Raw genomic sequence first — 25,778 nt, 5'->3', positions numbered from 1 at the left:
ATCACACCGTCACGGAGCATGAGGATGGGACGATCACGGTCTCGCCCTCGATTCTCCTGCTAGCAACCGACGGCGATGGGAAGACAAAGGATGTCTGGCACGGATACCTCGAACGCGGTGTGTGGAGGTCGTGCTGATGCCGGTGTTCGATCTCTCACGGCTGCTGAGCAGCCGGCTCTTCTGGGAGGTCGTCATCCTGGCCGTTCTGGTCGTGGTGATCGTCACGCAGATGCACCGGATCGACCGGTGGCGGGGAATGGTCCGCGCGGTGGAAGTCGAACGCCAACTGCATGCGCTCAACCAGGAGAGCCAGGCGCGACAGCAGACGATCGACGCCCTCAAGGAGCGCATCGCGGAACGGGATCTGGATTTGGCCACGTTGCAGGCGGAGCGGGCGCGATTGGCCGCCCACCGACCGACCCCAGCGTCGGTCGCGCGCCGGGTACAGCAAGACACGGTGACGGATGCAGGCTTGGTGGCTGAGACTCATCGCGTGCTGCCTGGGATTCCTCTGCGCCTGGCCCGCCAGTGCGACTGAGCCGGAGCAGGCGCCGCTCGTGGTTCTGGAGCGCGCGGACTGGGTACGGGTGCTGGAGGAGGTCGAATACCTCCGACAAGACCGGGCGCACCTGGATCAACAGTTGACCGTGACCCTCCGCGAGGTCACGGTCCTCTACGAGCAGGTCAAAGAACAAGCCGCCCTGATTGAGACGATCGAGGCTCAGGTCGAGGGCGAACGGAAGAAACAGCAGGTTCTGGATCAGGAACGGCAGCGGTTGCAGGCCGAGCTCGATCAGCAGGGGTTCTGGTCGCGGGTGAAGGATTACGGGCTCGTGGTGCTGGGAACAGTCGCGGTTCTCTTGGCCATTCTGTGAGGTGCTCCATGAGTACGGTCCTGGATCTGACTCGGAACACGGACCCGACGCGGAATCGTCGCTGGTGGACCAAGGAACGGTTCTACTTGTTCGAGGGGCAGCCGGCGTACCGGATGCTCCGGATCTTCGCGCTGCGCTGGACATTCTGGTGGCCCTTCTTTGTCACGTTCACCATCCGGCTCCCCCGGCGGTTCTGGCCAGAGAGTCCGGAAGCCCGATCCGGCAAGTTCTATGCGATCCAGTTCTACTTCGGGTTACCGTGGCCCCGGTGGGCGGGGAAGTGTGACCCCTCACGCACGTTCCTGCTCTGGCAGGGGAAGCTCGGCGGGACCAAGGAGCAAACCAAGGCCGGTCGCTACTACGTCATCACGTGGACGTTCGCGGAGATGCTGGCCGCTCGGCTCCGCTGGGTCGACGAGATTCCGGTCTGGTCCAACACAGGCGGCAGCTAAGCGACCATGCCCTGCCTACGCTGTCGTGGGCTCCTTGTTCCCAACCTTGACCTTCCCCAGACGCAGCTCAAGATGTGGAGATGCGTCAACTGCGGCGACGTCATTGACCCCGTCGTGCTGGCCAACCGGAAGCTCTGCTCGCACCCGTCGGTGAGTCCCACCGCGAAGCTCCTCGGCGCCATGTGTTTTAGCAGTTCTCTAGCAGTCAGACGAACGGACAGCGGGAACAAGGGTGACTAGCGGTCACTGCATCTTGTGACAAGAGGCACTGGAGGCTACTGCATCTGGTGGGGGGACAGACTGCCGCGCGGCTTATGAGTCCGCTGCTCTACCAACTGAGCTACACCGCCACGCGAACAGGGCGGCATCCTACCACAGCTCTCCGGTCGGAACCAAGCCGCCGGCGGTCGGTGAGACGTAGAACCTTGACAGGGGCCGTGCGGAGCGGCACCCTGCACCCATTCTCATGAGCCGACATGCCCGGGGGACATCGCGACGTGATGCCGGCCCGCCGCTGCCGGTCGGCAAGCTGCCCGTGGCCGTGTTGCGCGCCCTGTTGGCGCGGCACGCCCGGAATCGCGACCCGACGGTGGCGGTGCCGCCCGGCGTCGGGCTCGACGCGGCGGCGCTCGCCGTGAAGGATCGGTACGTGGTCGTCACGACGGACCCGATCACCTTCGTCGCGGAGGAGCTCGGCGCCTACGCGCTCGCCGTCAACGCCAACGACCTCGCCACGATGGGCGCCACCCCCCGGTGGTTCTTCGCCACGTTGCTGCTGCCACCCGGGACGACGAGGGCGGGGGCGGCGCGCCTCTTCTCCCAGATCGGGAGGGCCTGCCGCCGGTTCGCCGTGGCCCTCTGCGGGGGACATACCGAGGTGTCCGCGGCGGTCACCCGCCCGGTGGTCGTCGGCTGTTTATTGGGAACCTGTGCCGAGGGGCGGCTGCGCACGACGGCCGGTGCGCGGGTCGGGGATGCGGTCGTGCTCACCAAGGGCATTCCGATCGAGGCCGTCTCGATCCTCGCGCGCGAGCGGCGCGAGGAACTGCTCGCGCGATACTCCGCCCGGTTCGTCGCGCGCTGTCGCGGGTACCTCGCGCGGCCGGGTCTGAGCGTCGTGCGGGATGCCGCCCTGGCCCTGGCCGTCGGCGGCGTGCACGCGATGCACGACCCGACGGAAGGCGGGCTCAGCGCCGCGCTGTACGAGCTCGCCGAGGCGGCCGGGGTCGGCATCCGCGTGGACGAGCGGGCGATCCCGCTGCTGCCCGAAGGGCGTCGCCTCTGCGCCGACTTCGGGCTGGACCCGCTCGGCGCCATCGCCTCCGGCGCCCTGCTCATCTGTCTGTCCCCGAGCCGAGTCCGCGCCCTGCTCCGTCGCCTCGCCCGGGCCGGCATCGCCGCGACCCGCATCGGGACCGTCGTGCCGTCGCGGAAGGGGGTCACCCTGGTCGCCGCCGGCGGGAGGGGCCGTCCGATGCCCCGGTTTCAGGTGGATGAGATCGCCCGCCTCCTGGGGCGGCGGCGTTCCCCCGACAACGGCTGGCTCGCACGGGCGAATCCTTTTCGGCGCTGCCGGCTCTGAGGTGCGCAGAGACAGCCGAAGGAGGTGAGTGGCATGAACGACTTGAGCGCAATCGTGGACGGGGCCATTGCCCTGTTCGGGATGTTCGGCGGGCTGGCGGTGTTTGTCTGGGCGGTCAAGGCCGGAGAGGAGACTGCGACGGCGGGCAGTGTCACGTCCGGCGAAGCCCGGGCAGCCGCCAGGAAGGCCGCCTGACTCGCGGGGACAGGGGCGTGGCCCTGCCGGCACCCTCCTGGTCCCCCCTATTGCCCGGCGGAAGGAGACGAGAAACAGTGGTGAACAGGATCGTGACGGAACAACGGGTAGACCTGGACTCCTGCCACCGCTGTGGCGGCCGGATGGTGGCGGAGTTCGTCCAGGAGACGGGCGACATGGGGTGGCGGTGTGTGATCTGCGGGGAGCGCGTGGACCCGGTGATCCTGGCACATCGGCGCCGGGCGGCGGCGCGCGCCGAGGCTGAACATCTCTGCTCGGCCGCGTCGCCGAACTGACCGCCACGGGCCTCGTCCCCGCCCCCTCGCGCCCTTCCCACCTTCCCTGCGGCTTGTCTTTGTCGGCCGGTGCCTAACGCCGACGTCGCCGCGAAGCCGGACGAGACCGCCGACCTGCTGGAGGTCGCAGAGGCGAACCGCTCCCGAGTGCGCGTGTACCGCCATGCCGCCCGCACGCTCTGGGACTTGAGCCGCGCGGTCAGGCCGGACCGTCCCCCGACCGGTTCCGCTCCGCCCGCGGCCTGCGTCGCGAGGGCGCGTAGAGGCCGTACTTCTTGAGCAGCTTGTAGAAGTCGGCGCGGTAGCGGCCCGCGAGCTGAGCGGCCCTCGCGATGTTGCCGCCCGTCCGCTCCATCACGCGGTGCAGGTACTCGCGCTCAAAGTCCTCGCGGGCCGCCGTCAATGGCTTGACGGGGCTCTCCGCCTGGGGTCCGCTGAACGTGATGAGCTCGGCGGGGATCAGGGTCTGGGTCGCCATGATGACGGCCTTCTCGACGGTGTTCTCCAGCTCGCGGACGTTGCCCGGCCAGGCGTAGAGCATCAGCTTCTGCATCGCCTCCGGCATGAAGCCGCGGACCTCCTTGCCCAGCCGCCGGCCGCTCCGTTCGAGGGCGAGCTGCGCGAGGGCGGGGATGTCGTCGCGGCGCTCCCGCAGCGGCGGGACCCGCAGGGGCACGACCTGGATGCGGTAGTAGAGGTCCTCCCGGAAGGTGCCGTCCCGGACGGCCTGCTCCAGGTTCCGGTTGGTCGCGGCGATGATCCGGACGTCCACCCGCCGCGGCTTCTCCGCGCCGATCTCCTGCACCTCGCGGTCCTGGAGTACCCGCAGGAGCTTGGCCTGGAGCGGCAGCGGCAGGTCCCCGATCTCGTCGAGAAACAGGGTGCCGCCTTCCGCGTGGCGGAAGAGGCCGCGACGGGATTCGACGGCGCCCGTGAAGGCGCCCTTGACGTGGCCGAAGATCTCGCTCTCGAAGAGCGGCTCGGGGATCGCGGCGCAGTTGACCGCGATGAAGGGGCCGTGGGCCCGCCGGCTGTTGCAGTGGATCACCCGCGCCGTGACCTCCTTGCCGCTGCCGGTCTCGCCGAGCAGGAGGATGGTCACGTCCGTGTCGGCGACCTGGGCCGTCTGTTGCAACAGGGTCTGCATCGCCTGGCTCCGGGCCACCACCTGCTCCAGCCCGTAGATTTCCTTGACCAGCCGTTTGAGCCGCTGGAGCTCGCGACCCATGCGGAGCTGCGCGAGGGCCTTCTCGACGTGCGCCTCGAGCTCCTTGTCGTCGAAGGGCTTGGTGAGGTAGCCGCAGGCGCCCTTCTGCATGGCTTCCACCGCGTTCGGGATGGAGCCATGCGCGGTCAGGATGATGACGGGCAGGCCGGGATGGATGAGGAGCAGCTCCTCCAGCAGGGCCAGCCCGTCCATGTCCCCGAGCCGCAGGTCCAGGATCGCCAGGTCGAACCCCGCCCGGCGCGCCTCCTCCAGGGCCGCGGCGCCGCTCGGGCAGGTCCGGACCGCGAACCCCCTCGCGGTCAGCCGCATCTCGAGAAGGTGGAGCAGGCCCTCGTCGTCGTCCGCGATGAGGATGCGCTCCGCGTCCATGTCCGTGTCCTCAGGGAAGCGGCTCGTCGGAGTGGCCGGGAGGGAGGTGGCCGGGCTCCCGGAGCGGCCTGGCCTTCTCCCGCAGCTCGCGGTCCACCCGCTTGAGGGCTTCCAATTGCTGGGTCAGCAGCGCGATCCGGCGCTCGCGTGCGGCGAGCTCTTGGCGGAGCGACTCGACTGACGGGTAGCCGGTTCCCCTCGCCAGGTGTTGCAGGAGCGCCTCCCGCTCGACGAGGTCGCGGACCAGCGCGGCGACGGCCGTCGCTGCCCCGTCCGCCTGCCGGTCGGGGTGTTCGACCAGCGCGATCCAGGCCCGGCAGGAGGCGGCGAGCCGGCCCTTCGGGTCGCGGTCCGCGGCCGCCCGCAGGTGGCGGACCGCCGCCGGGGGGGCCTCGGAGAGGGCCAGGAGCCCCAGGATGAAGTGGGCCTGCGCGCAGGCCGCGGCGTCCGTGCAGCCGGCCAGCTCGGCCTCCTGCTGCCGCGCCAGCGCCTGGGCGCGTCGGACCGCGCCGGCGTCCTGGGGCGGGAGCGGGAACGTGAGCGGCGGCGTGCAGGCGGCCAGCATGAGCGTCGCACCCAGCAGGGCGGCTCCGGCGGGACGTCCGGCCCCGGCGATCACGGCCGTCCCGCCTGGGCGAGCGGAAGCCGGACGTGCAGCGTCGCCCCGTGGCCGGGGAGGCTCTCCGCCCAGATCCGTCCGCCGTGCGCCTCCACCGCTCGCTTTGCGAGCGCCAGGCCGATGCCGCTGCCGGCCTCCGGCTTCTCCGGCGACCCGCGGCCCCGGTAGAAGCGGTCGAAGATACGGGGAAGGTCCTCGGGCGCGATACCGGGGCCCGCGTCGCTCACGGAGAGGACGACGCTCCCCGCGGCGTCCGGCTCGATTGCCACCTCCACGGGGGCCTGCTCCGGGCTGAACGTCAGCGCGTTGGCGAGCAGGTTGTCGAGGACCTGCTCGATGCAGGCCGCATCTGCCCGGACCGGCACCGGCCCGGCGGGGTAGCGGGTGAGGATCGGAATCCGCCGGCGCTCGGCCAGCAACCGGACCTTCTTGATCGAAGCTTCCACGAGGCGTCGCAGGTCGGTGCGCGCGAACCGGTACTCCATCATGCCCGCCTCCATCTTGGAAAAATCGAGCAGGTTGGTGATGAGCTGGATGAGGCGGCGGCTGCTGTCGGCCATGATCCGGAGTGCCTCCCGCTGTCCGGGGGTGAGGGAGCCGGGAATCTCGTCCAGGAGAAGGTGCGTGCCCTCGTGGATGGAGGCGAGCGGCGTCCGCAGCTCGTGCGAGACGTTGGTCAGGAAGTCGCGTTTCATCGCGTCCAGCTCCTGGAGCCGATGGCCCATCCAGTTCACGGTGTCCACCAGATCCTTGAGGTCGCCCGGCGCGTCGAGCTCGATCGCACCGCCGAACGAGCCCTGGCCGAGGGCCAGGATGTGCTGGCGCAGCCGCCGCAGGGGACGGAGGATGCTGTAGCTGCCGGCCGAGGCCAGGGCCAGGGCGACGGCGAGCGTGACCAGCCAGCGCGTGGCCCGCTCCGCGTCCAGCGTCCGGGTGCCGGCCTCTGCGGCGAATCCCGCGATGGCGTCCTCGTGCAGCCCGACGTAGCGCTTGAGGGTGTTGGTGATCCCGACGATGAGGCCGTCGCGCCGGTGAACGTAGTCGGGACTCCAGTGCGGCAGGGAGCTGCCGGCGAGGTCGGTCTCCTCGCGAAAGAGGCGTGCGTACTCCCGGTGCAGGCGCTCGGCCTCTTCCAGCAGGGCGCGCGCCTCGGGCGAGGATTCCCGCTGCCGGAGTGCCGCCGTACCGCGACGGAACGCCTCGGTCTCCTCGTCGAAGTCCGTGAGGAAGGCGGCGTCGCGCAGGGCAAGGTACGTCTGCTCGCTCCTGTGCTGGGCGAAGAGGCCGGCGAGCAGCCGCTTGGCCTCCTCCATCGCGGGGTAATGGTCGGACACGAGGCGTGTGTTCAGGTCGGCGAGCTGGCGGAGCTGGATCAGCACGTAGACGTCCACGCCGGCCAGGACCGCGATGATCGCGAGCGAGCCGAGGGCGAGCTGCCAGAAGATCGAGAGGGTCCGGCCCCGTCGATCGCGGACCTGCGCCCGTGGAAACGGCATGGCATTCTTGCGCTCCATCGTAGGCGCACCCCCTGCAGTCCTCAGTCATTGGGATCACGACGGCCTCGCCCGGTCTTGGAAGGTTGGGTGGAGGAATTTTCATGCGCGCCATCCTCGCCCACACGGGATTGACGCCGGGGAGATCGCTCTAAGTGACTGAAAAGGCATGTCTTTGTGATTGTTCACGCCGGGGACGATCCGGGGCATCGGGATTGCCTTTCCTTCCCTGCATGAAAGGGCTGTGCCGCGATCGTGCGAAGGCCCCCTCTGCGGGGACAGAGGAAGATGGGAGGGCGGTGGCGGCATGCTGAAGGAAGGACGACAGGACCTGCAGGAGTACGACGTGGCGCCGCCCGACCGGAGCGAGGCCGTCCGTATCCGGCTCCTGTCCGACTCGGACGTGCTGGAGGCCCGTCGGAAGGGGCGTGAGCTGGCCCTGTGGATCGGGTTTCCGTCCACGGAGGCGCGGCTCATCGTGGCGGCGATCGAGGAGTTGGCGAGGAACATCCTGCGCTACGCGCTGCGCGGGGAGATCCGCGTGGCGGCGGTCGAGCGGGGCGCGCCGGTGGGGCGGCCGGACGGCGGGTCCGCCGGGGTGGTGTTGGAATGCTGCGAGGCGGGTTGAGCCGGCGGCGTCGGCCGCGGGTCATCCGACGAAGTCAGGGCTGAACCGTTCGAGCGAGCGGATCGAGCTGGCCTTGATCTCGTTGTGGGTGGCCGCCCGGCCGGCGAGGCGCTGCCGTGAGAAGACCCCCTCCACGACGACCTGGTCTCCCTCCCGGATCTCGGCCTTCCCGAGGGCGAACACCCGCACCGCTTCGTCGCCGTCCTTGAGCAGAAAACCGTAGGCGAGCTGCCCCTGCTTGTTGCTGGCGAGCTGCAGGTTGGTCACGCGGCCGACCACGGTCACGACCTGCTTGTCGTACTGGTCCGCGTGGGCGATGAGGTCCGCGAGCTCCAGCCGGCCGGCCGCGTCGGCGGGGGAGGAGGGCCAGGCCAGCGCGAGCAGCAGGACCGCGGCGCAACCCGTCCGGCAGGCTGCGTTCATCAGGCGTGTCGTCGGCATCGTCCGATCGGGGTTCCGATACGCGGATTATACCGCCATCGGGGGGCGCGATTGCAAGGCGCACCGCGCGATCAAGGCGGTCACCGGCGCTCCTCGCCGCGGAAGCTCTGGAGGACGTGCTGGGCGATCTGCCCCAGCTCCGCCTCCGACGGCGCCTTCTCCTCCGTCGCGACCGGCGGCACCGGCTCCTTCGCGGCCGGTGCGATCCGCGCCAGCAACTCCTCCTCGACCGCGTCGGGGGCCGTGTCCGCCTCCGACAGAAGCGCGAGCAGGCGCTGGAGCGCGAAGAGGGAGCGGAGCTGGTCGCCGGTTTCGGCGTTGGGGAGGGCGTCCTGGACCATGGAGTTCCAGAGGCGGGCTTCCTGCTCCTCGGGGAGCGTGCCGGCGAGATAGGCCGCCAGCTTCTCCATGAGCGTCTCCTCGGTGCCCTCCAGGCCGTCGTACCCGGCGGCGGTGCGGGGAACCGGCTGCTCCGACAGCACGAGGAACGTTTCCTTCCAGAGGTCCAGCGGGACCGTGACGGCCTGCCGGCCGGCAGGGGCGGCGCGCGCGAGCCTGCTCTGGAGCGCCTCCAGGTACTGGTGCAGGGCCTTGACCTTCCGGGCGGCGAGCGTGCCCAGCGGGATGCCCCAGATGTGGGCGATCTCGTGGTCCTGGAGCGGGGAGACCTTCCGCAGCTCGATCTCGCGCTTCGCCATCTCCAGGCGGCGCCGCTCCCGATCCAGTCGGCGGAGGATCGCCTGGTACTCGAGGATGAGACGCTCCTTCCGATAGTCCTCCTCCGCGACCTCGTCCTGCTCCCAGCGCCGCTGAAGCGCCCGGAGGGCCGGCTTGGGGACGGCGGTCCTGGCCTGGGCGCCGATCTCCGCGATGGCGTCCCGGCCGAGACCGAAGCGGCTCGCCAGAAGCCGTTCGGCGGCGGCGGCCCGCGCATCCAGCAGGCGGGTCAGCCGGACGATGCAGTCCACCTGGAGCGCGCCACGCTCGCGCCGGTGGCGGACGCGCCTCCGGTACTGGTCCACACGGTCGCTCACCCCCTGCAGGGCATCCTTGGTGACCTGCTGCGTGGTCTTCTTGTTGCCGGCGAGCATGCGCGGATCCGGCCGGTCCGCCGCCAGGTAGGCGATATCCTCCTCGGTCACGTCGAGGTACTGCAGGAGCAGCAACCGGTGCATGACCCGCGCCTGCGGGGGCAGGGCGGCGATGACGGCCTGGATGTCCTCGACGGTCAGGAGGGAAGCCATGGCGAGAGGGTCCTTCCTCGGGCGGCGCGCGATCGGGGGGTCAGGCGGTGCCGCTGGCCTGCGATTCCAGGTACGTGGCGCAATATTCGCGAATCTGCTGGACGGTTCCCTTCTGGTAGAGTTCCCGGGGGACGTCGACGCGGACCAGCTTGGCCGGGTCCACGCCCCGCTCCATCGCATAGGCCTCGTCCACGTAGAGGCTCACGGAGCCGTCTTTGTGACGGACGACGTAGAGCGCGGTCGAATCGTCCGGCTCGTCCATGCGGGTTGTCTAACACAGGCCGAGCGCCGCTGTCAAAACGCCGGCGGGGGGGCGAAGCCGCGGCGCCGCAGGACCACGAAGACGGTGAAGGCGACGAGCGTGACGAGGAAGACGGTCCGGATCCGGCCGTACCCGAAGCAGGCGAAGTTGGCCGTCGCGTTCAACAGCCCGAAGGCCGCGTAGGCCATGTACAGGAAGAAGGCCCAGCGGCGGAGGCCAAGGAAGCCGTACCCGATGAGGACATGGAGCGTGGGCGACTGGGCCTTGGCCAGCACGCCCAGCGCGCCGGTCGGCTTGCTGCAGAAGACCGTGAGCGCGTACTCGGGGTTGGCGACGATGATGGAGAGGTCCGTCAACGCGGTGAGGAGGAACAGCGCGCCCAGGTAGCGGATGTCGTGCGCCCGCGCCCGGATCGTCGCCAGCGTGCGGGGCAGGCCGACGGGGCCCGGCCCGGCGGGGAGGAAGGCGTCGTAGCTCTGGATCGCCCACCAGGGCAGGACGACCAGGAAGAGGAAGAAGACGCCGGCCCCGCCGCCCGCGGCGCGCCAGGTCGCCGCCGCGGCGGCCAGCAGCGCGGCGCTGACGAAAAAGATCGTGACGGCCTGCCGGTGCAGGCCCCGACTGGCCTGGCCGAGCCCCGGCACCAGGGCGGAGAGCGCCGCCGCCCGGGCGTCGTGCGCGGAGGCTGTCGCGGCGGGGCTGCTCATGCGGGACCGGGGTGAACGCACGACGGCCTTCCGAGGGCGGGATCGGAAGGCCGTCAGGTCGCGGGGATGGGGGCGTCGCGTTCACCCGCCCAGGGTGTCGAGCACTTCCTTGAGACTCTTCATGATGCAGGTGAAGATGGGGGTGTCCCGCTCGGTGTAACGGCTCGCCTCCGCGCTCCGCAGCTCCATGACCAGGTCGAGGAAGTCCTCCGGCTTGTCCGTCTCGAACGCCACGACGAACTCTTGGTCGTCCAGCCCGAAGGAGTAGGTGGTGTTGAGCTTGACGGAGGGGTACCGGTGCCCGATCTCGATGTGCTCGTCCATCATCCCCTGCCGGGCGGCCTTGGTCAGCAGGTACCACTCGCGCGTTTTCACGAAGGGATAGACGAAGATGTACTTGCACTTGCCGGGGATGATCTGCAGCCGCTTGCTCTCCTGCCCCTCGTGGGTGTGGTGGTCCACATAGATGGACCGCTTGGTCATGGAGAGGTAGGAGTAGGGGGTGGTCAGGTAGCGGCCGAGGCCCGTCGCCAGCAGCTTGGAGGTCATCTCCTGGAACAGCTCGAGGTTGTAGGAGATGCGCCAGAGCATGAAGTCGCAATCGCCGCGGATGCCGACCATCGTGTAGGGGATCACCAGGACCTGGCCCTGGTAGCTCTCCGCGGCGCGCAGAAATTCCTGCTTGCCCCTGGTCCGCTCTTCCTCCGGCAGCCTGCGCCAGGCAGGGTCCAGCTTGTAAAACGAGAAGTTCACGAACTGCCGTTTGGCGGTCTGCTCAGCGCTGGCCATCGCCTCCTCCTTACAACCTTCCTCGCCGCGCACGCGGAGCCGGCAAGTCGGCAGAGTCCTATCACTTCGCCGTCGTCTTTGTCAACCGGCGGAAGGGCGGAGACGGGGCGCCGGCGGCGCGTTGACAGGGCCTTGGCGATCTGTTATCGCCATGCTCCATGCGGGGGCGAGCGGTTGAGGCGGGAACGTTGTCGGCGGCGGCGCTGCTCGGCGCGGTGGTCGTGGTGGGCGCGGCGTCTCCGGTGCCGGCGATCGAGCTGCGGCCGAGCCGCGAGCTGATCCAGGCCGCGCTGGAGCGGGGCCGCGCCGCCGCGGCCGCGCGCACGCCGCCCGATCGCCTCTACGCCTGGTTCGGCTCGGAGCAGGAGCTGGAACCGAAGGGGTTTCTCATGACGAAGGTGATCGGCCTCACCGTCATGTCGGCGCACTTCGCCCTGCGCGGCGAGACCCCTTCGGAGGCGGAGATTCGGCAGGTCCTGGACGAGCCGGCCCTGCTCGTGAGCCTCGTGATCTTCGGCGACCGGCCGGACTTTGCGCAGGACAGCTACGTCGTGATGACGCAGGGCGCCCGCGCGATCAAGCCGGTCAAGGTCCGCTTCGACGGCCAGGCGCCGCGCTCGCCGGCCTGGCCCAAGCGGCCGGCCTTCCGCGCCAAGGTCGTCGCCGCCTTTGCCTACGCCGATTTTGACCCGCAGGCCCACACGACCATCTCGGTCTTTCCCCCCGCCGGAGGAGAAGTCGCCTTCGCCCTGGACTTCTCGGCGATCCCATGAGCGCGTCGGCCCCGCGGGCGGCGATCGTCGCGGTCGGCTCGGAGCTGCTCCTCGGCGGCCGGGTCGAGCGCAACTCGCTCGTCCTCGCCCGGCGGCTCGCCGCCGAGGGCCTCGAGGTCCGGCTCAAGCTCGCGGTGGGGGACGACGTCGCCGACATCGCCGAGGCGGTGCGCGTCACCGCACGGGGTGCGTCCGTGCTGATCCTCACCGGCGGGCTGGGGCCGACGAGCGACGACTGCACGAGAGAAGCGGTGGCGCGGGCGACCGGCCGGCCGCTCCGGCCGCGCGCGGCGGCGCTGGACCTGGTGCGGCGCCGGCTGGCGGAGTGGGGGCGTGCGATGACGCCGGCGCAACGTCGCCAGGCACTGATGCCCGCCGGCGCGGAGGTCCTGCCGAACCCCATCGGCTCGGCGCCGGGATTTCTGCTGCGCTGGCGCACGACCCTGATCGCCGCCCTGCCCGGCGTGCCCTGGGAGATGGAGCGCATGTGGGACGAGGCGGTCGCGCCGCGCCTGCGCGCGACGGTCGGCAGGACCGTCCGCGGCCCGCGGATCGCGCAGCAGATCCTTCATACCTGCGGCCTGCCGGAGGTCAAGGTCCAGGAGGCGGTGGGCCGGGCGCTGCGGAACATCCCCGGCCTGCGGCTCGGCCTCCTGGCCTCGCCGCTCGGCGTGGACGTGGTGCTCACCGCGGTGGGGGGGAAGGCGGCGGCCGAAGCGCTGGATCAGGCCGTCGCGGCGGTGCGCACGGCCGTCGGGTCGGTCCTCTACGGCGAGGGGGAGGACACGATGGAGCAGGTCGTCGGCCGGCTCCTGGCCGAGCGGGGGTTGTCGCTGGCCCTGGCCGAGTCCTGCACGGGCGGGCTGGTCGGCCATCGGTTGACAGAGGTCCCCGGCAGCTCCGCCTACCTGGACCGCGGGCTGGTCTGCTACAGCAACCGCGCCAAGACCGAGCTGCTCGGCGTGCCCGAGGCGTTGATCCGCCGGCATGGCGCGGTCAGCGCGCCGGCGGCCGCGGCCATGGCGCGGGGGGCGCGGAAGCGGGCCGGCGTGGCGATCGGGCTCAGCGTGACCGGAATCGCCGGGCCCGGCGGCGCGACGGCGACCAAGCCGGTCGGGCTCGTCTACGTCGGCCTGGACGCGAAGGTCGGCCGCCGGGTCCATCGAGCGGTCAAGGAGCTTCGCTTCCACGGCGAGCGCGAGGTCATCAAGCTCCGCGCCTCGCAGGCGGCGCTGGATCTGCTGAGACTCTGGCTGGGTCGGCACGCGAGGGGCGGCTCATGATCCGGACCTTTATCGCGATCGAGCTGGATGAGCCCCTCCGGGCGGCGATCGGCGGCGTCCAGGCCGGGGTGCGCCGGACACTGGAGCGCGAGCTGCGCCGATCCGCCCCGGACGCGCGCATCCAGTGGGTGAAGCCGGAGTCCATCCACCTCACGCTCAAGTTCCTGGGCGACATCGAGGAAGGTCGGGTCGCGGCGATCGCTGAGGCGCTGGATCGCGTTGCGGCCGCCGGCGCCCGTTCGTCGCTGGCGATCGGCGGGCTCGGCGTGTTCCCCGACGCGCGGGCGCCCCGCGTCCTCTGGCTCGGCCTCGACGGCCCGGTGGACGCGCTCGTCCGCCTCGCGTCGTCCGTGGATGCCGCTCTCCGGGCGCTTGGCTTTGCGTCGGAGTCCCGCCCCCTCTCGCCCCACCTCACGCTCGCCCGGATCAAGGAGCGCCAGCGCGAGGTCGGCCGCGCGCTCGACGCCTCCGCTCTCCTCGGCCAGGCCTCCGCCCTCGGCCGGCTCGACGTGCGGGCCCTCGCCCTCATGAAGAGCGAGCTGCGGCCCTCCGGCTCCGTCTACACGCGCCTGCACGAGGCGGTGCTGGCGAACCGATAGCGTCTATCCTTCCCCCCGCCACTTGGGTATAATGGCCCGGTTTTCCGGCTTGGCGAGGGATCCGCCCGACGCGACCACCGACCGGGCCCTCCGCCTGTCCTCATCACCATCAGCGGCGCCCGATCTCCTGGAGGAACAGCCCATGGCCGAGCGAACGGTTGAAAAGGACGAGAAAAGGCGGGCCCTCGACCTGGCCCTCTCGCAGATTGAGAAGCAGTACGGCAAGGGCGCGATCATGAAGCTCGGGACGGCCGAGGCACCGGCGGACGTGCCGGCCATCTCGACCGGGTCCCTCGGTCTGGACATCGCGCTGGGCGTCGGCGGGATTCCGCGCGGGCGCGTGGTCGAGATCTTCGGCCCGGAGTCCTCGGGCAAGACCACGCTCACGCTGCACACGATCGCGGAGGCCCAGCGGTCCGGCGGGATCGCGGCCTTCATCGACGCCGAGCACGCCCTCGACCTGGGCTACGCGCGCAAGCTGGGCGTGAACACCGACGAGCTGCTCGTGTCCCAGCCGGACACGGGCGAGCAGGCGCTGGAGATCGCCGAGACGCTGGTCCGCAGCGGCGCGGTGGACCTCATCGTCGTGGACTCGGTCGCGGCCCTGGTCCCGCGGGCCGAGATCGAGGGGGAGATGGGGGACGCGCACATGGGCCTCCAGGCGCGGCTCATGTCCCAGGCCCTGCGGAAGCTCACGGCGGCCATCTCCAAGTCGCTGACGACGGTCATTTTCATCAATCAGATCCGGATGAAGCTGGGCGTGATGTTCGGCAACCCGGAGACGACGACGGGCGGCAACGCGCTCAAGTTCTATGCCTCCGTGCGGCTCGACATCCGGCGGATCGAGTCCATCAAGGAAGGGCAGGACGTGACCGGCAGCCGGGTCCGCGTCAAGGTGGTCAAGAACAAGATGGCGCCGCCCTTCAAGCAGGCCGAGTTCGACATCATGTTCGCCGAGGGCATCTCCAAGACCGGCGAGCTGGTGGACCTGGGCGTCGAACGGAAGGTGCTGGAGAAGTCCGGCGCCTGGTACGCCTACAAGGGCGAGCGGCTGGGGCAGGGGCGGGACGCGGTTCGGGAGTACCTCAAGACGAATCAGGCGCTCGCGCGGGAGATCGAGGGCAAGCTCCGCGAGCTGGCCGGCGTACCGGCGCGGGCGGGCGAGAAGAAGCCCGAGGCCAAGCCGGAGGAGAAGCGGCCGGAGGGACGGAGCGACGAGAAGCGCGCCCACGGCGCCCGCTCGGCCTCCTGACGGAGCCGCCCGCCGGGACCATCCCATGGCGACGAGGAGGTCGGGGCCGGCCGCGGACGCCGACGAGCGGGCGGCGCTGGCCTACCTGGCCCGCCGGGATCGGACGGAGGCGCAGGTCGCGGCCTTTCTGGCGCGGCGCGGCGTCCCGGAGGCCCGCGTCGCCGACCTGCTCGCCCGGTGGCGCAGGGGCGGCTATCTGAATGACGAGCGGTACGCCCAGCGCCGGGCGGAGGCGCGGCTGGCGCGGCGGCCGGAGGGGCGCCGCCGGCTGGAGGCGGAGCTGCTCGCCCAGGGGCTCGATCCGGCCATCGTGGCGCGCACGCTCGACCGTCTCTATGCGGAGCGAAGCGAGCGGGCGCTCGCGGAAGCCCTGCTCGCGCGCGCCCGCCCCCCCAGGGGGGCCGCCGCCGCGCTGCTCCGCCGCCAGGGGTTCGACGAGGACGTGATCGAGGCGCTCGCCGGCCTCGAGGAGGAGACGACGTAAGCACCATGGGTCAGACCGCCGACCAGCTTCGCCAGGCCTTCGTCCGCTACTTCGTGGCCCAGGGCCACGAGGCCGTGCCCAGCTCGCCCCTGATCCCGCAGGCCGATCCGACGCTCCTGTTCACCAACGCCGGCATGAACCAGTTCAAGGGCGTGTTCCTCGGCGAGGAGACGCGCGCCTACACGCGGGCCGTGACCGTCCAGAAGTGCATGCGGGCAGGCGGCAAGCACAACGACCTGGAGAACGTCGGCTACACGGGCCGGCACCACACCTTCTTCGAGATGCTGGGCAACTTCTCCTTCGGCGACTACTTCAAGCCGGAGGCGATCCGCTTCGGCTGGGACTTCCTGACCGGCACCGTGGGCCTGCCCAAGGACCGGCTGTGGGTGACGGTCTTCCGCGACGACGACGAGGCGGCGGGCCTGTGGCGGACCGTCGTCGGCCTGCCGGAGTCGCGGATCGTCCGGCTCGGCGAGAAGGACAACTTCTGGCAGATGGGCGACACGGGTCCCTGCGGCCCCTGCTCCGAAATCCTCATCGACCAGGGCGAGCGGCTGGGCTGCGGCAAGCCGAGCTGCGGCGTCGGCTGCGACTGCGACCGCTACCTGGAGATCTGGAACCTCGTCTTCATGCAGTACGACCGGGACGCGCGCGGCGTCCTGCGCCCGCTGCCCAAGCCGTCGATCGACACGGGCATGGGCCTGGAGCGGCTGACGGCGGTCGCCCAGGGCGTCACGAGCAACTACGATTCGGACCTGTTCCGGCCGCTCCTGGACGCGATCGGCAAGCGGGCGGGACGGGACTACGGGACCGACGGACCGGCCGACCGCTCCATGCGCGTGGTCGCCGATCACCTGCGGGCCGTCGCCTTCCTGATCGCCGACGGGGTGCTCCCCTCCAACGAGGGACGCGGCTACGTGCTCCGCCGAATTCTCCGGCGGGCGGCCCGGCACGGGCGGCTGCTCGGCCTGGGCGAACCCTTCCTGCACGAGCTGACCGGCACGGTCGTGGGCCTGATGGGGGAGGCCTACCCGGAGCTGCGGGCGGCGGCGGGGACGATCGCGGAGGTGACGCAGGGCGAGGAGGAGCGGTTCATCGCCACGCTGGACCAGGGCCTGCCGATCCTCCTGGACCTCGCGGCCAAGGCCAAGGCCGCCGGATCGGCCGTGCTCGGCGGGGAGGAGGTCTTCAAGCTCTACGACACCTACGGGTTCCCCGTGGACCTGATCGCGGAGACCTGCCGCGAGCAGGGACTGGGGCTGGACGAGGCGGGGTTCCGGCGCGCGTTGGACGAGCAGCGGGAGCGGGCCCGGAAGACGGCGGGGTTCGAGGTCGCGGCGGCCAAGCCGGTCGTGGCCCGGGTCGCCGGGCAGGTCCGCGCGACCCAGTTCGTCGGGTACGAGCGGCTCACCGCCGAGGCCGTCGTGCAGGCGATCCTCAAGGGGGAGCGCCTGGTGAAGGAGGCGGTCGAGGGCGAGCAGGTCGAGGTCGCCCTGGATGTGACGCCCTTCTACGCGGAGGGCGGCGGCCAGGTCGGCGACCAGGGGATCCTGATCGGGCCGGAGGGGCGGATCGAGGTGACCGAGACGACGCGGCCGCTCCCGGACTTCATCCTGCACAAGGGCGTGGTCCGGGCCGGGCGCGTGCGCGAGGGCGAGCGCCTCCGGGCCTCGGTCAACCCGGCGACGCGCCAGGACGCCGCGCGCAACCACACGGCGACCCACCTGGTCCACGCGGCGCTGCGCGAGGTGCTCGGCCCCCACGTCAAGCAGTACGGCTCGCTCGTCGCGCCCAACCGGCTGCGGTTCGACTTCGCCCACTTCCGGCCGCTCTCGTCGCGCGACGTGGACGAGGTCGAGGGGCTGGTCAACGAGCAGGTCCGGCGCAACGCCCCCGTGCAGACCGACGTCATGGGCGTGCAGGAGGCGGTGGCCGCCGGCGCGCTGGCCTTCTTCGGCGACAAGTACGGGGACCGCGTGCGCGTCGTGAGCATCAATACGTTCAGCAAGGAGCTCTGCGGCGGCACTCACTGCCGGGCGACGGGCGAAATCGGGGTCTTTCGGCTCGTGTCGGAGACCGGCGTCGCCGCCGGTGTGCGCCGCATCGAGGCCCTGACGGGGAGCGGCGCCCTGGCTCAGATGAAGCGGCTGGAAGCGGACATCCGCGAACTGGGGGAATTGCTCAAGGCCGGACCATCGGACCTGGTGGGCAAGGCGCGCAAACTCGTGGCGCAGCTCAAGGAGAAGGAGCGCGAGCTGGAGGCGCTCAAGCTCAAATTCGCGAGCGGGGCGGGCGCCGGCGCGGACAGCCGGGCGCGCCGGGTGCGGGGTGTCCCGGTCCACGCCCAGCGGGCCGACGGGCTGCAGACCGCGGAATTGCGCGCGCTGGCCGACCGGCTCCGCGACACGCTCAAGAGCGGCGTGATCGCCCTCGGCTCCGTCGTGGAGGGCAAGGTGTCGCTCCTGCTCGTCGTGACGCCGGACTTGACCGAGAAGCTCAAGGCCTCCGTCCTCATCAAGGACATGGCGGCGGCGATCGGCGGGACCGGCGGCGGGCGGCCGGAGATGGCCCAGGCCGGCGGCAAGGAGGCGGCGCGGCTGGACGAGGCGTTGCAGAGGGTGTTCGAACTCGTGGACCGGGCGCTCTCTTCATAGCGGGACGATGATGGCGGCGACACGCATCCTGGCCCTCGACCCCGGCACCAAGCGCATCGGCGTCGCGCTCAGCGACGAGCTGGGCTGGTTCGCGCAGCCCCTGGAAACCTTCGAGCGCCGGACGCTCGACCGCGACGTCGCCCACATCCAACAGCTCGTGGACGAGCATGCGGTGCGCGAGGTTGTCCTGGGGATGCCCTTCAGCATGGACGGCACCGAAGGGACGCAGGCGGCCTCGGTGCGCCAGTTTCAGGAGACGCTCACGCAGCGGCTCACCGTGCCGGTGATCCCCTGGGACGAGCGCCTCACCAGCGCGTCGGCGGAACGGCTCCTGATCGAGGCGGACGTGAGCCGCCGGAAGCGGCGCGGAGCGGTGGACCGTGTGGCCGCGGCGCTGCTGCTCCAGAGCTACCTGGAAAATCGGGCGGGCGCGGACGCGACGGGGGTGGGGGGCGCCGGGGCCGCCGGCACGGAGGGGGCGGGCTGGGACGAGGCATGAACCGCACGCTGGTCACGGTGCTCGTGGCGGCGGGGCTGTCCGCCTCCGGGGTCCTCGGCTACGCGGGCCTCCAGTGGGCCGCCGACGCGCCGGTCGCGCGGGGCACCGGGGGCGCGACGCGCTTCGTGTCCATCCCGGAGGGGGCCTCCTTCAGGGAGGTGGCGGCCATCCTGAAGCGGGAAGGGCTCATCGCCACCCCCTGGGTCTTCCGTCTCCTCGGCAAGATCGAGGGCGCCGACCGGCGCGTCGTCGCCGGCGACTACGAGCTGGACCCCGCCATGACGCCCCGGCAGATCCTCGCCGCGCTGGTCGAGGGCCGCGTCGTCCTCCGCAGCGTCACGATCCCGGAAGGCTTCACCGCGGCCCAGATCGCCGACCTCCTGGGCGAGGCCGGCGTGACCGACCCCGCCGCCTTCCTCGACACCGCCCGCGACCGCGAGTTCATGCGGCGGCTGGGGATCGACGTGGCGAGCCTCGAGGGCTACCTCTTCCCCGACACCTACCGGTTCGCGCGCCGGACCGGTCCGCGGGAGGTCGTCGCAACGCTCGTGGCGGGGCTCTGGCGGGCCTTCACGCCGGAGCTGCGCGCCCGCGCGCGGGAGATCAACCTCTCGCCCCATCAGGTGCTGACGCTCGCCTCCGTAATCGAGAAGGAAACCAACGCGGAGGGGGAGTACGAGCTGGTGTCCGCCGTGTTTCACAACCGGCTGCGGCGGGGCATCCCGCTCCAGAGCGACCCGACCGTGATCTACGCGTTGGCCGAGTTCGACGGCAACCTGAGAAAGCGGGACCTCTCCGTCGCCAGTCCGTACAACACCTACCGGGTCGCCGGCCTGCCGCCGGGCCCCATCGCCAACCCCGGCGCCCGGGCGATCCGCGCGGCGCTGTACCCCGCCCCGGCGCCCTACCTGTACTTCGTGTCCCGCAACGACGGCACCCACGTCTTCTCGGCCACGCTCGCCGAGCACAACCGCGCCGTGGACCGGTACCAGCGCCGCGGCGGCAAGAAGGTTTCCTAGTGTTGCGTCCCACAAGTTCGTGGCCTCGTCATGCCGGCGGAAGTTTACCCCGGACCCGTTCAATCCGGGGCCGGCATCCCGGATCTTGCAATGTCCCTGGCTTCGGCTCGCGGCCGCTCAGCGGCCTTGGCCGGAATGACAAAGGGAATTTACGGGACCCTACACTAGGCAGGGGGGAGAGATGGACGTCCGCTCGCTCGCCGCGGTGATCGACCACACGGTCCTGCGTCCCGACGCGACGCGGGCGGACGTGCGGCGGCTCTGTGAGGAGGCGATTCGGCACGGCTTCGGCGCCGTCTTCGTGCCCCCCTGCTTTCTGGAGGAGGCGGTGATACTGCTGCAGGGGCGGGCGGTGCGCATCGGCGTCCCCGTCGGGTTTCCCCTCGGGCATCAACGCAGCAAGGCGAAGGTGGCCGAAGCGGTGGAGGCCTGCGAGCGGGGGGCCGTCGAGCTGGACATGGTGCTCAACGTCGGCCGGCTCAAGTCCGGCGAGCCCGAGGCCGTGCGGGCGGACATCGAGGCGGTCGTGCGCGCCACTCCCGGCGTCGGGCACAAGGTCATCCTGGAGACCTGCTTCCTGACGCGGCCGGAAAAGATCCTGGCCTGCCGTCTGGCGATCGAGGCGGGGGCGGACTACGTCAAGACCTCGACCGGCTTCGGCCCGGGCGGGGCGACCGTCGAGGACGTGCGGCTCCTGGTCGAGACGGCGGCGGGGCGAGTCCGGGTCAAAGCCTCGGGCGGCATCCGCGACGCGAAGACGGCCCGCGCCCTGCTGGAGGCGGGGGCGGACCGTCTGGGCACGAGCGCGAGCCTGACGATCCTGGAGGAGTGGCGGGCCGGTCTTGCGGTGGTGGGCTGAGGCGGCGACCGGCCTGCCGGTCGCGCGTCGTGGGGCGCCGTGCTGAACGCCTTGCGTGACAGCATCCTCGACCTGCTGGCGGCCCGGGGCGCGCCGCCGGTCCCCTCCGAATCCCTCCTGCCCCTCTACCGGAGCCCGGCCGGCACCGTTGATTTCGACTGTTTCAAGAAGGGCATCGACAACGTCCACACCGACGTGCGCTTGAGCCCGCAGTTCGCCCGCTTGTCGCGGCGCCTGATCGCCAGCCTCCTGGACCAACAGCTCGGCCAGGGCGGATGGGGCGAGAAGGGCGCGGGGCCTTCCCGGGCCGAATGGGAGGAGTTCCGGACGGTCTACGGCCAGGTGATCGAGGGGGCGGTCCATCGGGCCAAGGCCCAGGGGCAGCCCGCGCTCGTCGCGCTGGTCCAGCTCGCGATGATGAAGTACCTCCTGCGCCAGGTACAGGGCCAGCTCGACCAGCTCCGCCAGGCGCTGAAGGCGGCGCTCGGCACGGGCAGCGAGGGGACCGACGCCCGCCGCGTCCATCTCAACGAGCAGATGGCCTGGCTCGTCCGCCACCGGGCCAAGCTGCGCTACCGGATCAACCGGCAGGTGCTGGAGCAGGTGCTCAAGGCGGAGACGGGGCCCGTGTCCGAGTTGCGCCAGTCGCTGCTGGGCGAGCGGTGGCCGATCGCCCAGGAGGTGCTCTTCAACCCGCTGTTGCAGGCGGAGAATCCCCTCGACGACGAGATCCTGATGAAACACTACGTCTGGCTGGGGCAGGGGATGGAGGACCACTACAGCTTCACCGCGGTGGACGGAGCCCTGCCGTTCCTCTTCCGACGCAAGGCGCCGGTGACGGGCCCGGAGCGGGCCCTGGCCAAGGCGGAGCAGGAGCAGCAGCGGCTTTTGGCCGAGCTGGATCGGGCCAGGGGCAAGCGCCAGAAGGGGGGCGGCGGGAAGGCCGGGGCCGACCAGCGGTGGGCCGAGTGGGAGGCGAAGGTCGCGGCGGCCGAGGCCGAGCTCGACCGCGTGCGCGCGGAATACATCCGGGCCGAGGCGGCGTGGATCGACGTCCCGGCCAACGCGGACATCCTGTTCAACGTGGACCTCTACACGGAGCTGGCGGACAAGGCCGAGCAGGAGGGGGATCGGCAGGGAGCGGCCCGCCTCCGCGAGCAGACCACCTTTCAGCGCCGGATGTGCATGGTCCTGGAGCGGCGCTTCCGGGAGCGGAAGTGGCTGGCCGCGGTCATGGCCTCCTACGAGATGGTCCCCCTCTACCGGGACTACGCCGCGAGCTTCACGCCCCAGCAGCTCCACCAGGCGATCAGCGGGCTCGTGGGCAAGAAGGAGCTGCGCTTCAAGCTCCAGGAGAAGCCCAAGGGCAAGCGACCCCTGCCGGTGGAGCCGCTGCTCGCCGCGGCGCGCCGCGCGGCCTTGCCGGGGCGGCGGCATCGGCGGGCGACCCTGGTCCGGTTCCTGACGGATTTTTTGAGCTTCCGGCGCGACTTGAGCTCCTACCACCAGGCCCATCACCTGATGAACCGCATCGCGCTCCAGGAAGATCCCCGGCACATCCGTCTCTCCCGGACCAACAACACCCTCTACGAGTTCCTGGCCGCCGCCGAGGAGGAGACGTCCGGCCAGACGGTCCTCAACCACGTCATCCTCAAGGCGGACGTCCGCGGCTCCACGACGATGGTCGCCGAGCTGCGCAAGCGCGGGCTGAACCCGGCCTCGCACTTCAGCCTGAACTTCTTCACGCCGCTGAACGACCTGCTGGAGACCTACGGGGCGAGCAAGGTCTTCATCGAGGGGGACGCGGTGATCCTCAGCATCATCGAACATCGGGAAACCCTCGAGCACCAGTTCAGCGTGGCGCGCGCCTGCGGGCTGGCCAAGCGGCTGCTGGGGATGGTGCAGGCGCAGAACGCGGTCTGCCGCAAGGACGGCCTGCCCGAGCTGGAATTGGGGATCGGGCTGGTGTTCAACGACGAACCGCCCACTTTTCTGTACGACGGCAACGCACAGATCATGATCTCGCCGGCGATCGGCAAGGCGGACCGGCTGTCCTCCTGCTCCTGGATGCTGCGCAAGGAACGGGGACAGCGCCGGCACCCCGCCCTGGCCCTGACCAACGTGGACGTGTATGAGATTCCCGAGGGCGACCCGCTGCGCGGCGAGAAGGGGGAGGTCCACCTCCTGTACAATCTCAACGGCATCCTGCTGGACGACGCCGGCTTCGCGAAGCTCAAGACCGAGATCACGCTGCGGCGGCTGGAGCTGGACGTGCCGGGCGACCGGACGCCGCTCGCCGTGTACACCGGCCGCTTCCCGGACCTCAAGGGCGGGATGCACCGGGTGGTCGTACGCGAGGGACGCATCCGCGCGTTCGACCGGGCGCATCCGCTCTTCGGCGAGCCCACCTCGGGCCTCTTCTACGAGGTGGTCGCCAACGAGCAGCTCCTCGCGCAGGTGGCGGAGCGGGTCCGGGGCGTGGAAGGGGAGGGCGGCTGATGATCACGCGCGTCTTCCTCCTCGTGCTCGACGGCGTCGGCGTCGGCGAGGCGCCCGACGCGGCGGAGTACGGCGACGCCGGCTGCAACACCCTGGCGCACGTGGCGCAGGCCGCGGGCGGGCTCCGGCTCCCCCACCTCGAATCGCTGGGGCTCGGCCACGTCGGGGATTTCGCGGGCGTCCGGCGGGTCGGGGACCCGGACGGCTGCTTCGGCCGGATGGCCGAGCGGTCCAAGGGCAAGGACACGACCACCGGCCACTGGGAGCTCGCGGGCCAGGTCGTGGAGAAGCCCTTCCCCACCTACCCGCAGGGGTTCCCGGACGAGATCATCCGGCCGTTTGAGGAGGCGATCGGCCGGCGGGTCCTGGGCAACCGACCGGCCTCGGGCACGGCGATCATCGCGGCGCTCGGCGAAGAGCATCTCCGCACCGGCCGCCCGATCGTCTACACGAGCGCCGACAGCGTGTTTCAGGTCGCGGCGCACGAGCGGATCGTGCCGCCTGCGGAGCTGTACCGCTGGTGCCGCGCGGCCCGGCGGCTGCTCGCGCCGCCCCATCAGGTGGCGAGGGTCATCGCCCGGCCCTTCACGGGCGAGCCCGGGGCCTTCGTCCGGACGGAGGGACGGAAGGACTTCTCCCTCGACCCGCCCGGGCGGACGCTGCTCGACCTGCTGCAGGCCTCGGGCCAGCCGGTGGTCGCGATCGGGAAAATCCATGACCTGTTCAACGGCCGGGGCGTGAGCCGCGCCCTGCATGCGGGGAACAACGGGACGGTCATGGACGAAGTCCTGCGGGCGCTCGCGACCGTCCCGCGCGGGCTGATCTTCGCGAACCTCGTGGACTTCGACATGCTCTACGGGCACCGAAACGACGCCCTCGGCTACGCGCGGGCGCTGGAGGCGTTCGACGAGCGGCTCGGCGCGCTGCTCAAGGGGCTGCGGCCCGGCGACCTCCTCCTGCTCACCGCCGACCACGGCAACGACCCGACGACGCCGGGCACGGACCATACGCGGGAATACGTGCCGCTCCTGGCCTGGGGGCCGCGGCTCACGCGGGGCGTGAACCTGGGGACGAGGCCGACCTTCGCGGACCTCGGCCGGACGGTGTCCGACGCCCTGGGCGGGGGCCGGCTGGCCTGGGGCGAGAGCTTTCTGGACGCCTTCGTGTCGGGGTGAGAGCGCCATGTCTTTCGAGGAGAAACTGCGGCAGCTCGGCGTCGAGCTCCCGGCGCCACCCAAGCCGGTCGCGACCTACATCCCTGCCGTGCGGGCGGGCGACCTGCTGTTCCTGAGCGGGGTGCTGCCCTTCCGCGAGGGGAAGCTGGCCGTCGAGGGCAAGCTCGGCGGCATGGTGAGCGTGGAGCGGGGCTACGAGGCGGCGCGGATCGCCCTGCTCAACGCGCTGGCCATCGTGCGGGGCGAGCTGGGGTCGCTGGACGGGGTCCGCCGGGTGGTGCGCCTGGTGGGCTACGTCGCCTCCGCCGAGGGGTTCGTGCAGCAGCCGGCCGTGGTCAACGGGGCCTCCGACCTCCTGGTGCAGCTCTTCGGGGAGGCGGGCCGGCACGCCCGCGTGGCGGTGGGCGCGGCCGAGCTGCCGCTTAACGCGCCGGTGGAGCTGGAGCTGATCCTGCAGGTCGGATGACGCGGATGGACGCGCGGACGACGGAAAAGGGGCGGGCGGCGGGCAGGGCGCTGGCCTTCGCGGCGGTGGTGCTGCTCTGGGCCCCCGCACTGGCGGGGGGACCGGCCGATCGGCCGCTCACGGAGGCCGACGCGCGGGTGCTCGCGGGCCCGCTGCGCATCTATCTCGACGTGCGCGTGAGCACCTGGATGCCGCGCGGCCGCACCCTCTTCGACGTGGAGGCCACGGTGCGGCGGAAGCTGACCGCCGCCGGCCTCGCGACCGTGCGCGAGCGGACGGAGCCGCACGAGTTGACGCTGGTGCTGGACTACCGCGAGGAGCGGGGCCGGGAGTACGGGATCGACCACTACGGGACCGATTTTTCCTGCCGGGTCCTGCTGGAGCACGAGACGCTCGGGCCGCTGCTCGACTACACGATCCGCGAGCCCGCGCCCTCGGAGGAGACGGCGACCCCGCCCTACCTGGAGTCGCTGGCCCGGCTCGAGGCCAACCCCTACCTGTACCTCATCGGCGACCTGGTGCGCGGGCGCGTCCTCTCCCGCTTGGACCGGACGGGCGCCCTCGTGCAGGGCTTGGAGCGCCTGAACGACTTCGACTCCTCCAAGCTCGACCATCCGCAGGACGGCCATTCGATGGCGCCGACCGAGGTCGTCTATCTCAGCCAGGCGCAGGAGAACACGATCCGCGAGCTCGGCCGGCTGCAGGAGCCGCGGGCGGTGCCCGCGCTGGAGCGGCTGGTGCGGCACAAGGAGCGGCGACTGCGGTTGGCCGCGGTCGAGGCGCTGCGCGTGATCCCCGGGCCGATGGCCCGCGCGGCCCTGGAGCGGGCCGCCGGTCCCGACCAGGCCGGCGAGGTCCGGGCGGCGGCCGCGGCGGCGCTCGCGACGAGACCGTGAGCGTGTCCACCTTGCTTGACATGAATTTTCCGCGATTGTTATAGTGCCTCAACCTTCAATTCCGACGAGCCTCCGTCCCGGCCTTCCTCCCTCTGGCGTGCGGGGAGCGTCACCGGCGCCAGGAGGATCGGATTACGATC

The 25,778-nt window shown here is 71.1% G+C and carries 28 protein-coding genes; 20 read left to right on the top strand and 8 right to left on the bottom strand.

The window, feature by feature from the left end; translation table 11 throughout:
- Nucleotides 1–136 precede the first annotated feature (136 nt).
- The 6 genes from AC1U7O_RS12355 (at nt 137) to AC1U7O_RS12330 (ending at nt 3,400) form a co-directional block, all read left to right on the top strand.
- Nucleotides 137–538 carry a hypothetical protein gene (locus AC1U7O_RS12355; protein ID WP_479895086.1) on the top strand — a complete coding sequence of 134 codons (402 nt, stop codon included), beginning with the start codon at nt 137–139 and terminating at the stop codon, nt 536–538.
- A 19-nt stretch (nt 539–557) separates the two neighbouring features.
- Nucleotides 558–875, top strand: a complete 318-nt coding sequence (locus tag AC1U7O_RS12350) for a hypothetical protein (protein ID WP_479895085.1) — start codon at nt 558–560, stop codon at nt 873–875.
- Nucleotides 876–883: 8 nt separating this feature from the next.
- A complete protein-coding gene (locus AC1U7O_RS12345; protein WP_479895084.1) occupies nt 884–1,327 on the top strand; it encodes a hypothetical protein in 444 nt (147 codons plus the stop codon).
- 535 nt (nt 1,328–1,862) lie between these two features.
- Nucleotides 1,863–2,909 carry an AIR synthase-related protein gene (locus tag AC1U7O_RS12340; RefSeq protein ID WP_479895083.1) on the top strand — a complete coding sequence of 349 codons (1,047 nt, stop codon included), beginning with the start codon at nt 1,863–1,865 and terminating at the stop codon, nt 2,907–2,909.
- 33 nt (nt 2,910–2,942) lie between these two features.
- The gene (locus tag AC1U7O_RS12335; RefSeq protein ID WP_479895082.1) at nt 2,943–3,104 is read left to right on the top strand and encodes a hypothetical protein; all 162 of its coding nucleotides are present in this window, start codon (nt 2,943–2,945) and stop codon (nt 3,102–3,104) included.
- 80 nt (nt 3,105–3,184) lie between these two features.
- Nucleotides 3,185–3,400 carry a hypothetical protein gene (locus tag AC1U7O_RS12330; RefSeq protein WP_479895081.1) on the top strand — a complete coding sequence of 72 codons (216 nt, stop codon included), beginning with the start codon at nt 3,185–3,187 and terminating at the stop codon, nt 3,398–3,400.
- A 199-nt stretch (nt 3,401–3,599) separates the two neighbouring features.
- On the opposite strand, the gene AC1U7O_RS12325 is transcribed toward AC1U7O_RS12330, so the two are convergent.
- Genes AC1U7O_RS12325 through AC1U7O_RS12315 form a run of 3 tightly spaced genes read right to left on the bottom strand, consistent with a single transcriptional unit; the run spans nt 3,600 to nt 7,130 of the window.
- Entirely contained in the window at nt 3,600–4,997 is a 1,398-nt protein-coding gene (locus tag AC1U7O_RS12325) for a sigma-54-dependent transcriptional regulator (RefSeq protein WP_479895080.1), read from the bottom strand.
- 10 nt (nt 4,998–5,007) lie between these two features.
- Nucleotides 5,008–5,616, bottom strand: a complete 609-nt coding sequence (locus AC1U7O_RS12320; RefSeq protein ID WP_479895079.1) for a hypothetical protein — start codon at nt 5,614–5,616, stop codon at nt 5,008–5,010.
- Nucleotides 5,613–7,130 (bottom strand): sensor histidine kinase, encoded by a 1,518-nt coding sequence (locus AC1U7O_RS12315; RefSeq protein WP_479895078.1) that lies wholly within the window; start codon nt 7,128–7,130, stop codon nt 5,613–5,615. The genes AC1U7O_RS12320 and AC1U7O_RS12315 overlap by 4 nt, the downstream gene beginning before the upstream one ends.
- A 286-nt stretch (nt 7,131–7,416) precedes the next feature.
- Between AC1U7O_RS12315 and AC1U7O_RS12310 the strand changes: the two genes are divergently transcribed.
- Nucleotides 7,417–7,737 carry an ATP-binding protein gene (locus tag AC1U7O_RS12310; protein ID WP_479895077.1) on the top strand — a complete coding sequence of 107 codons (321 nt, stop codon included), beginning with the start codon at nt 7,417–7,419 and terminating at the stop codon, nt 7,735–7,737.
- Nucleotides 7,738–7,758: 21 nt separating this feature from the next.
- Here AC1U7O_RS12310 and AC1U7O_RS12305 read toward each other — a convergent pair whose 3' ends face one another.
- From AC1U7O_RS12305 to AC1U7O_RS12285, 5 genes are all read right to left on the bottom strand, one after another.
- Entirely contained in the window at nt 7,759–8,178 is a 420-nt protein-coding gene (locus AC1U7O_RS12305; RefSeq protein WP_479895076.1) for a hypothetical protein, read from the bottom strand.
- Between the two features lie 80 nt (nt 8,179–8,258).
- Complete coding sequence (locus AC1U7O_RS12300) at nt 8,259–9,422, bottom strand: hypothetical protein (RefSeq protein ID WP_479895075.1); 1,164 nt, start codon at nt 9,420–9,422, stop codon at nt 8,259–8,261.
- 40 nt (nt 9,423–9,462) lie between these two features.
- A complete protein-coding gene (locus AC1U7O_RS12295; RefSeq protein ID WP_479895074.1) occupies nt 9,463–9,684 on the bottom strand; it encodes a hypothetical protein in 222 nt (73 codons plus the stop codon).
- A 32-nt stretch (nt 9,685–9,716) separates the two neighbouring features.
- Nucleotides 9,717–10,412 (bottom strand): hypothetical protein, encoded by a 696-nt coding sequence (locus tag AC1U7O_RS12290; protein WP_479895073.1) that lies wholly within the window; start codon nt 10,410–10,412, stop codon nt 9,717–9,719.
- A 60-nt stretch (nt 10,413–10,472) separates the two neighbouring features.
- Nucleotides 10,473–11,180 (bottom strand): chlorite dismutase family protein, encoded by a 708-nt coding sequence (locus AC1U7O_RS12285; protein ID WP_479895072.1) that lies wholly within the window; start codon nt 11,178–11,180, stop codon nt 10,473–10,475.
- A gap of 188 nt (nt 11,181–11,368) precedes the next feature.
- Here AC1U7O_RS12285 and AC1U7O_RS12280 point away from each other — a divergent pair, with 188 nt between their 5' ends.
- The 13 genes from AC1U7O_RS12280 (at nt 11,369) to AC1U7O_RS12220 (ending at nt 25,638) form a co-directional block, all read left to right on the top strand.
- Nucleotides 11,369–11,953: a hypothetical protein gene (locus tag AC1U7O_RS12280; protein ID WP_479895071.1), complete on the top strand. Its 585-nt coding sequence runs from the start codon at nt 11,369–11,371 to the stop codon at nt 11,951–11,953.
- Nucleotides 11,950–13,236, top strand: a complete 1,287-nt coding sequence (locus tag AC1U7O_RS12275; protein ID WP_479895070.1) for a competence/damage-inducible protein A — start codon at nt 11,950–11,952, stop codon at nt 13,234–13,236. Before AC1U7O_RS12280 ends, AC1U7O_RS12275 begins: the two co-directional genes overlap by 4 nt.
- Nucleotides 13,233–13,835 (top strand): RNA 2',3'-cyclic phosphodiesterase, encoded by a 603-nt coding sequence (gene thpR, locus AC1U7O_RS12270; RefSeq protein ID WP_479895069.1) that lies wholly within the window; start codon nt 13,233–13,235, stop codon nt 13,833–13,835. Before AC1U7O_RS12275 ends, thpR begins: the two co-directional genes overlap by 4 nt.
- Nucleotides 13,836–13,977: 142 nt before the next feature.
- Nucleotides 13,978–15,087, top strand: a complete 1,110-nt coding sequence (gene recA, locus AC1U7O_RS12265; protein WP_479895068.1) for a recombinase RecA — start codon at nt 13,978–13,980, stop codon at nt 15,085–15,087.
- A gap of 25 nt (nt 15,088–15,112) precedes the next feature.
- Entirely contained in the window at nt 15,113–15,571 is a 459-nt protein-coding gene (locus AC1U7O_RS12260; protein ID WP_479895067.1) for a regulatory protein RecX, read from the top strand.
- 5 nt (nt 15,572–15,576) lie between these two features.
- A complete protein-coding gene (alaS, locus tag AC1U7O_RS12255; protein WP_479895066.1) occupies nt 15,577–18,225 on the top strand; it encodes an alanine--tRNA ligase in 2,649 nt (882 codons plus the stop codon).
- Between the two features lie 10 nt (nt 18,226–18,235).
- Complete coding sequence (gene ruvX / locus AC1U7O_RS12250) at nt 18,236–18,724, top strand: Holliday junction resolvase RuvX (RefSeq protein WP_479895065.1); 489 nt, start codon at nt 18,236–18,238, stop codon at nt 18,722–18,724.
- A complete protein-coding gene (gene mltG, locus AC1U7O_RS12245) occupies nt 18,721–19,743 on the top strand; it encodes an endolytic transglycosylase MltG (protein ID WP_479895064.1) in 1,023 nt (340 codons plus the stop codon). The genes ruvX and mltG overlap by 4 nt, the downstream gene beginning before the upstream one ends.
- Nucleotides 19,744–19,924: 181 nt before the next feature.
- Nucleotides 19,925–20,602, top strand: a complete 678-nt coding sequence (gene deoC / locus AC1U7O_RS12240) for a deoxyribose-phosphate aldolase (RefSeq protein WP_479895063.1) — start codon at nt 19,925–19,927, stop codon at nt 20,600–20,602.
- A gap of 39 nt (nt 20,603–20,641) precedes the next feature.
- Nucleotides 20,642–23,101: a hypothetical protein gene (locus tag AC1U7O_RS12235; RefSeq protein ID WP_479895062.1), complete on the top strand. Its 2,460-nt coding sequence runs from the start codon at nt 20,642–20,644 to the stop codon at nt 23,099–23,101.
- Complete coding sequence (locus AC1U7O_RS12230) at nt 23,101–24,276, top strand: phosphopentomutase (protein ID WP_479895061.1); 1,176 nt, start codon at nt 23,101–23,103, stop codon at nt 24,274–24,276. The genes AC1U7O_RS12235 and AC1U7O_RS12230 overlap by 1 nt, the downstream gene beginning before the upstream one ends.
- Before the next feature lie 7 nt (nt 24,277–24,283).
- Nucleotides 24,284–24,742 (top strand): RidA family protein, encoded by a 459-nt coding sequence (locus AC1U7O_RS12225; RefSeq protein WP_479895060.1) that lies wholly within the window; start codon nt 24,284–24,286, stop codon nt 24,740–24,742.
- Between the two features lie 5 nt (nt 24,743–24,747).
- Complete coding sequence (locus AC1U7O_RS12220; protein ID WP_479895059.1) at nt 24,748–25,638, top strand: HEAT repeat domain-containing protein; 891 nt, start codon at nt 24,748–24,750, stop codon at nt 25,636–25,638.
- Nucleotides 25,639–25,778: the final 140 nt, after the last annotated feature.

It is taken from the genome of Candidatus Nitrospira neuquenensis, from assembly GCF_979578155.1.
This window is presented reverse-complemented; position numbering and strand designations above follow the sequence as displayed.

What these genes read in the sequence shown, in the direction of transcription:
- AC1U7O_RS12310 (WP_479895077.1), top strand. Translation starts at nt 7,417, where the DNA reads ATGCTGAAGGAAGGACGACAGGACCTGCAGGAGTACGACGTGGCGCCG.
- thpR (WP_479895069.1), top strand. Translation starts at nt 13,233, where the DNA reads ATGATCCGGACCTTTATCGCGATCGAGCTGGATGAGCCCCTCCGGGCG.
- AC1U7O_RS12260 (WP_479895067.1), top strand. Translation starts at nt 15,113, where the DNA reads ATGGCGACGAGGAGGTCGGGGCCGGCCGCGGACGCCGACGAGCGGGCG.
- AC1U7O_RS12315 (WP_479895078.1), bottom strand. Translation starts at nt 7,130, where the DNA reads ATGGAGCGCAAGAATGCCATGCCGTTTCCACGGGCGCAGGTCCGCGAT.
- AC1U7O_RS12325 (WP_479895080.1), bottom strand. Translation starts at nt 4,997, where the DNA reads ATGGACGCGGAGCGCATCCTCATCGCGGACGACGACGAGGGCCTGCTC.
- AC1U7O_RS12355 (WP_479895086.1), top strand. Translation starts at nt 137, where the DNA reads ATGCCGGTGTTCGATCTCTCACGGCTGCTGAGCAGCCGGCTCTTCTGG.
- AC1U7O_RS12220 (WP_479895059.1), top strand. Translation starts at nt 24,748, where the DNA reads ATGGACGCGCGGACGACGGAAAAGGGGCGGGCGGCGGGCAGGGCGCTG.
- AC1U7O_RS12230 (WP_479895061.1), top strand. Translation starts at nt 23,101, where the DNA reads ATGATCACGCGCGTCTTCCTCCTCGTGCTCGACGGCGTCGGCGTCGGC.
- deoC (WP_479895063.1), top strand. Translation starts at nt 19,925, where the DNA reads ATGGACGTCCGCTCGCTCGCCGCGGTGATCGACCACACGGTCCTGCGT.
- AC1U7O_RS12300 (WP_479895075.1), bottom strand. Translation starts at nt 9,422, where the DNA reads ATGGCTTCCCTCCTGACCGTCGAGGACATCCAGGCCGTCATCGCCGCC.
- AC1U7O_RS12335 (WP_479895082.1), top strand. Translation starts at nt 2,943, where the DNA reads ATGAACGACTTGAGCGCAATCGTGGACGGGGCCATTGCCCTGTTCGGG.
- AC1U7O_RS12305 (WP_479895076.1), bottom strand. Translation starts at nt 8,178, where the DNA reads ATGCCGACGACACGCCTGATGAACGCAGCCTGCCGGACGGGTTGCGCC.
- ruvX (WP_479895065.1), top strand. Translation starts at nt 18,236, where the DNA reads ATGGCGGCGACACGCATCCTGGCCCTCGACCCCGGCACCAAGCGCATC.
- mltG (WP_479895064.1), top strand. Translation starts at nt 18,721, where the DNA reads ATGAACCGCACGCTGGTCACGGTGCTCGTGGCGGCGGGGCTGTCCGCC.
- recA (WP_479895068.1), top strand. Translation starts at nt 13,978, where the DNA reads ATGGCCGAGCGAACGGTTGAAAAGGACGAGAAAAGGCGGGCCCTCGAC.
- AC1U7O_RS12225 (WP_479895060.1), top strand. Translation starts at nt 24,284, where the DNA reads ATGTCTTTCGAGGAGAAACTGCGGCAGCTCGGCGTCGAGCTCCCGGCG.
- alaS (WP_479895066.1), top strand. Translation starts at nt 15,577, where the DNA reads ATGGGTCAGACCGCCGACCAGCTTCGCCAGGCCTTCGTCCGCTACTTC.
- AC1U7O_RS12295 (WP_479895074.1), bottom strand. Translation starts at nt 9,684, where the DNA reads ATGGACGAGCCGGACGATTCGACCGCGCTCTACGTCGTCCGTCACAAA.
- AC1U7O_RS12345 (WP_479895084.1), top strand. Translation starts at nt 884, where the DNA reads ATGAGTACGGTCCTGGATCTGACTCGGAACACGGACCCGACGCGGAAT.
- AC1U7O_RS12275 (WP_479895070.1), top strand. Translation starts at nt 11,950, where the DNA reads ATGAGCGCGTCGGCCCCGCGGGCGGCGATCGTCGCGGTCGGCTCGGAG.
- AC1U7O_RS12285 (WP_479895072.1), bottom strand. Translation starts at nt 11,180, where the DNA reads ATGGCCAGCGCTGAGCAGACCGCCAAACGGCAGTTCGTGAACTTCTCG.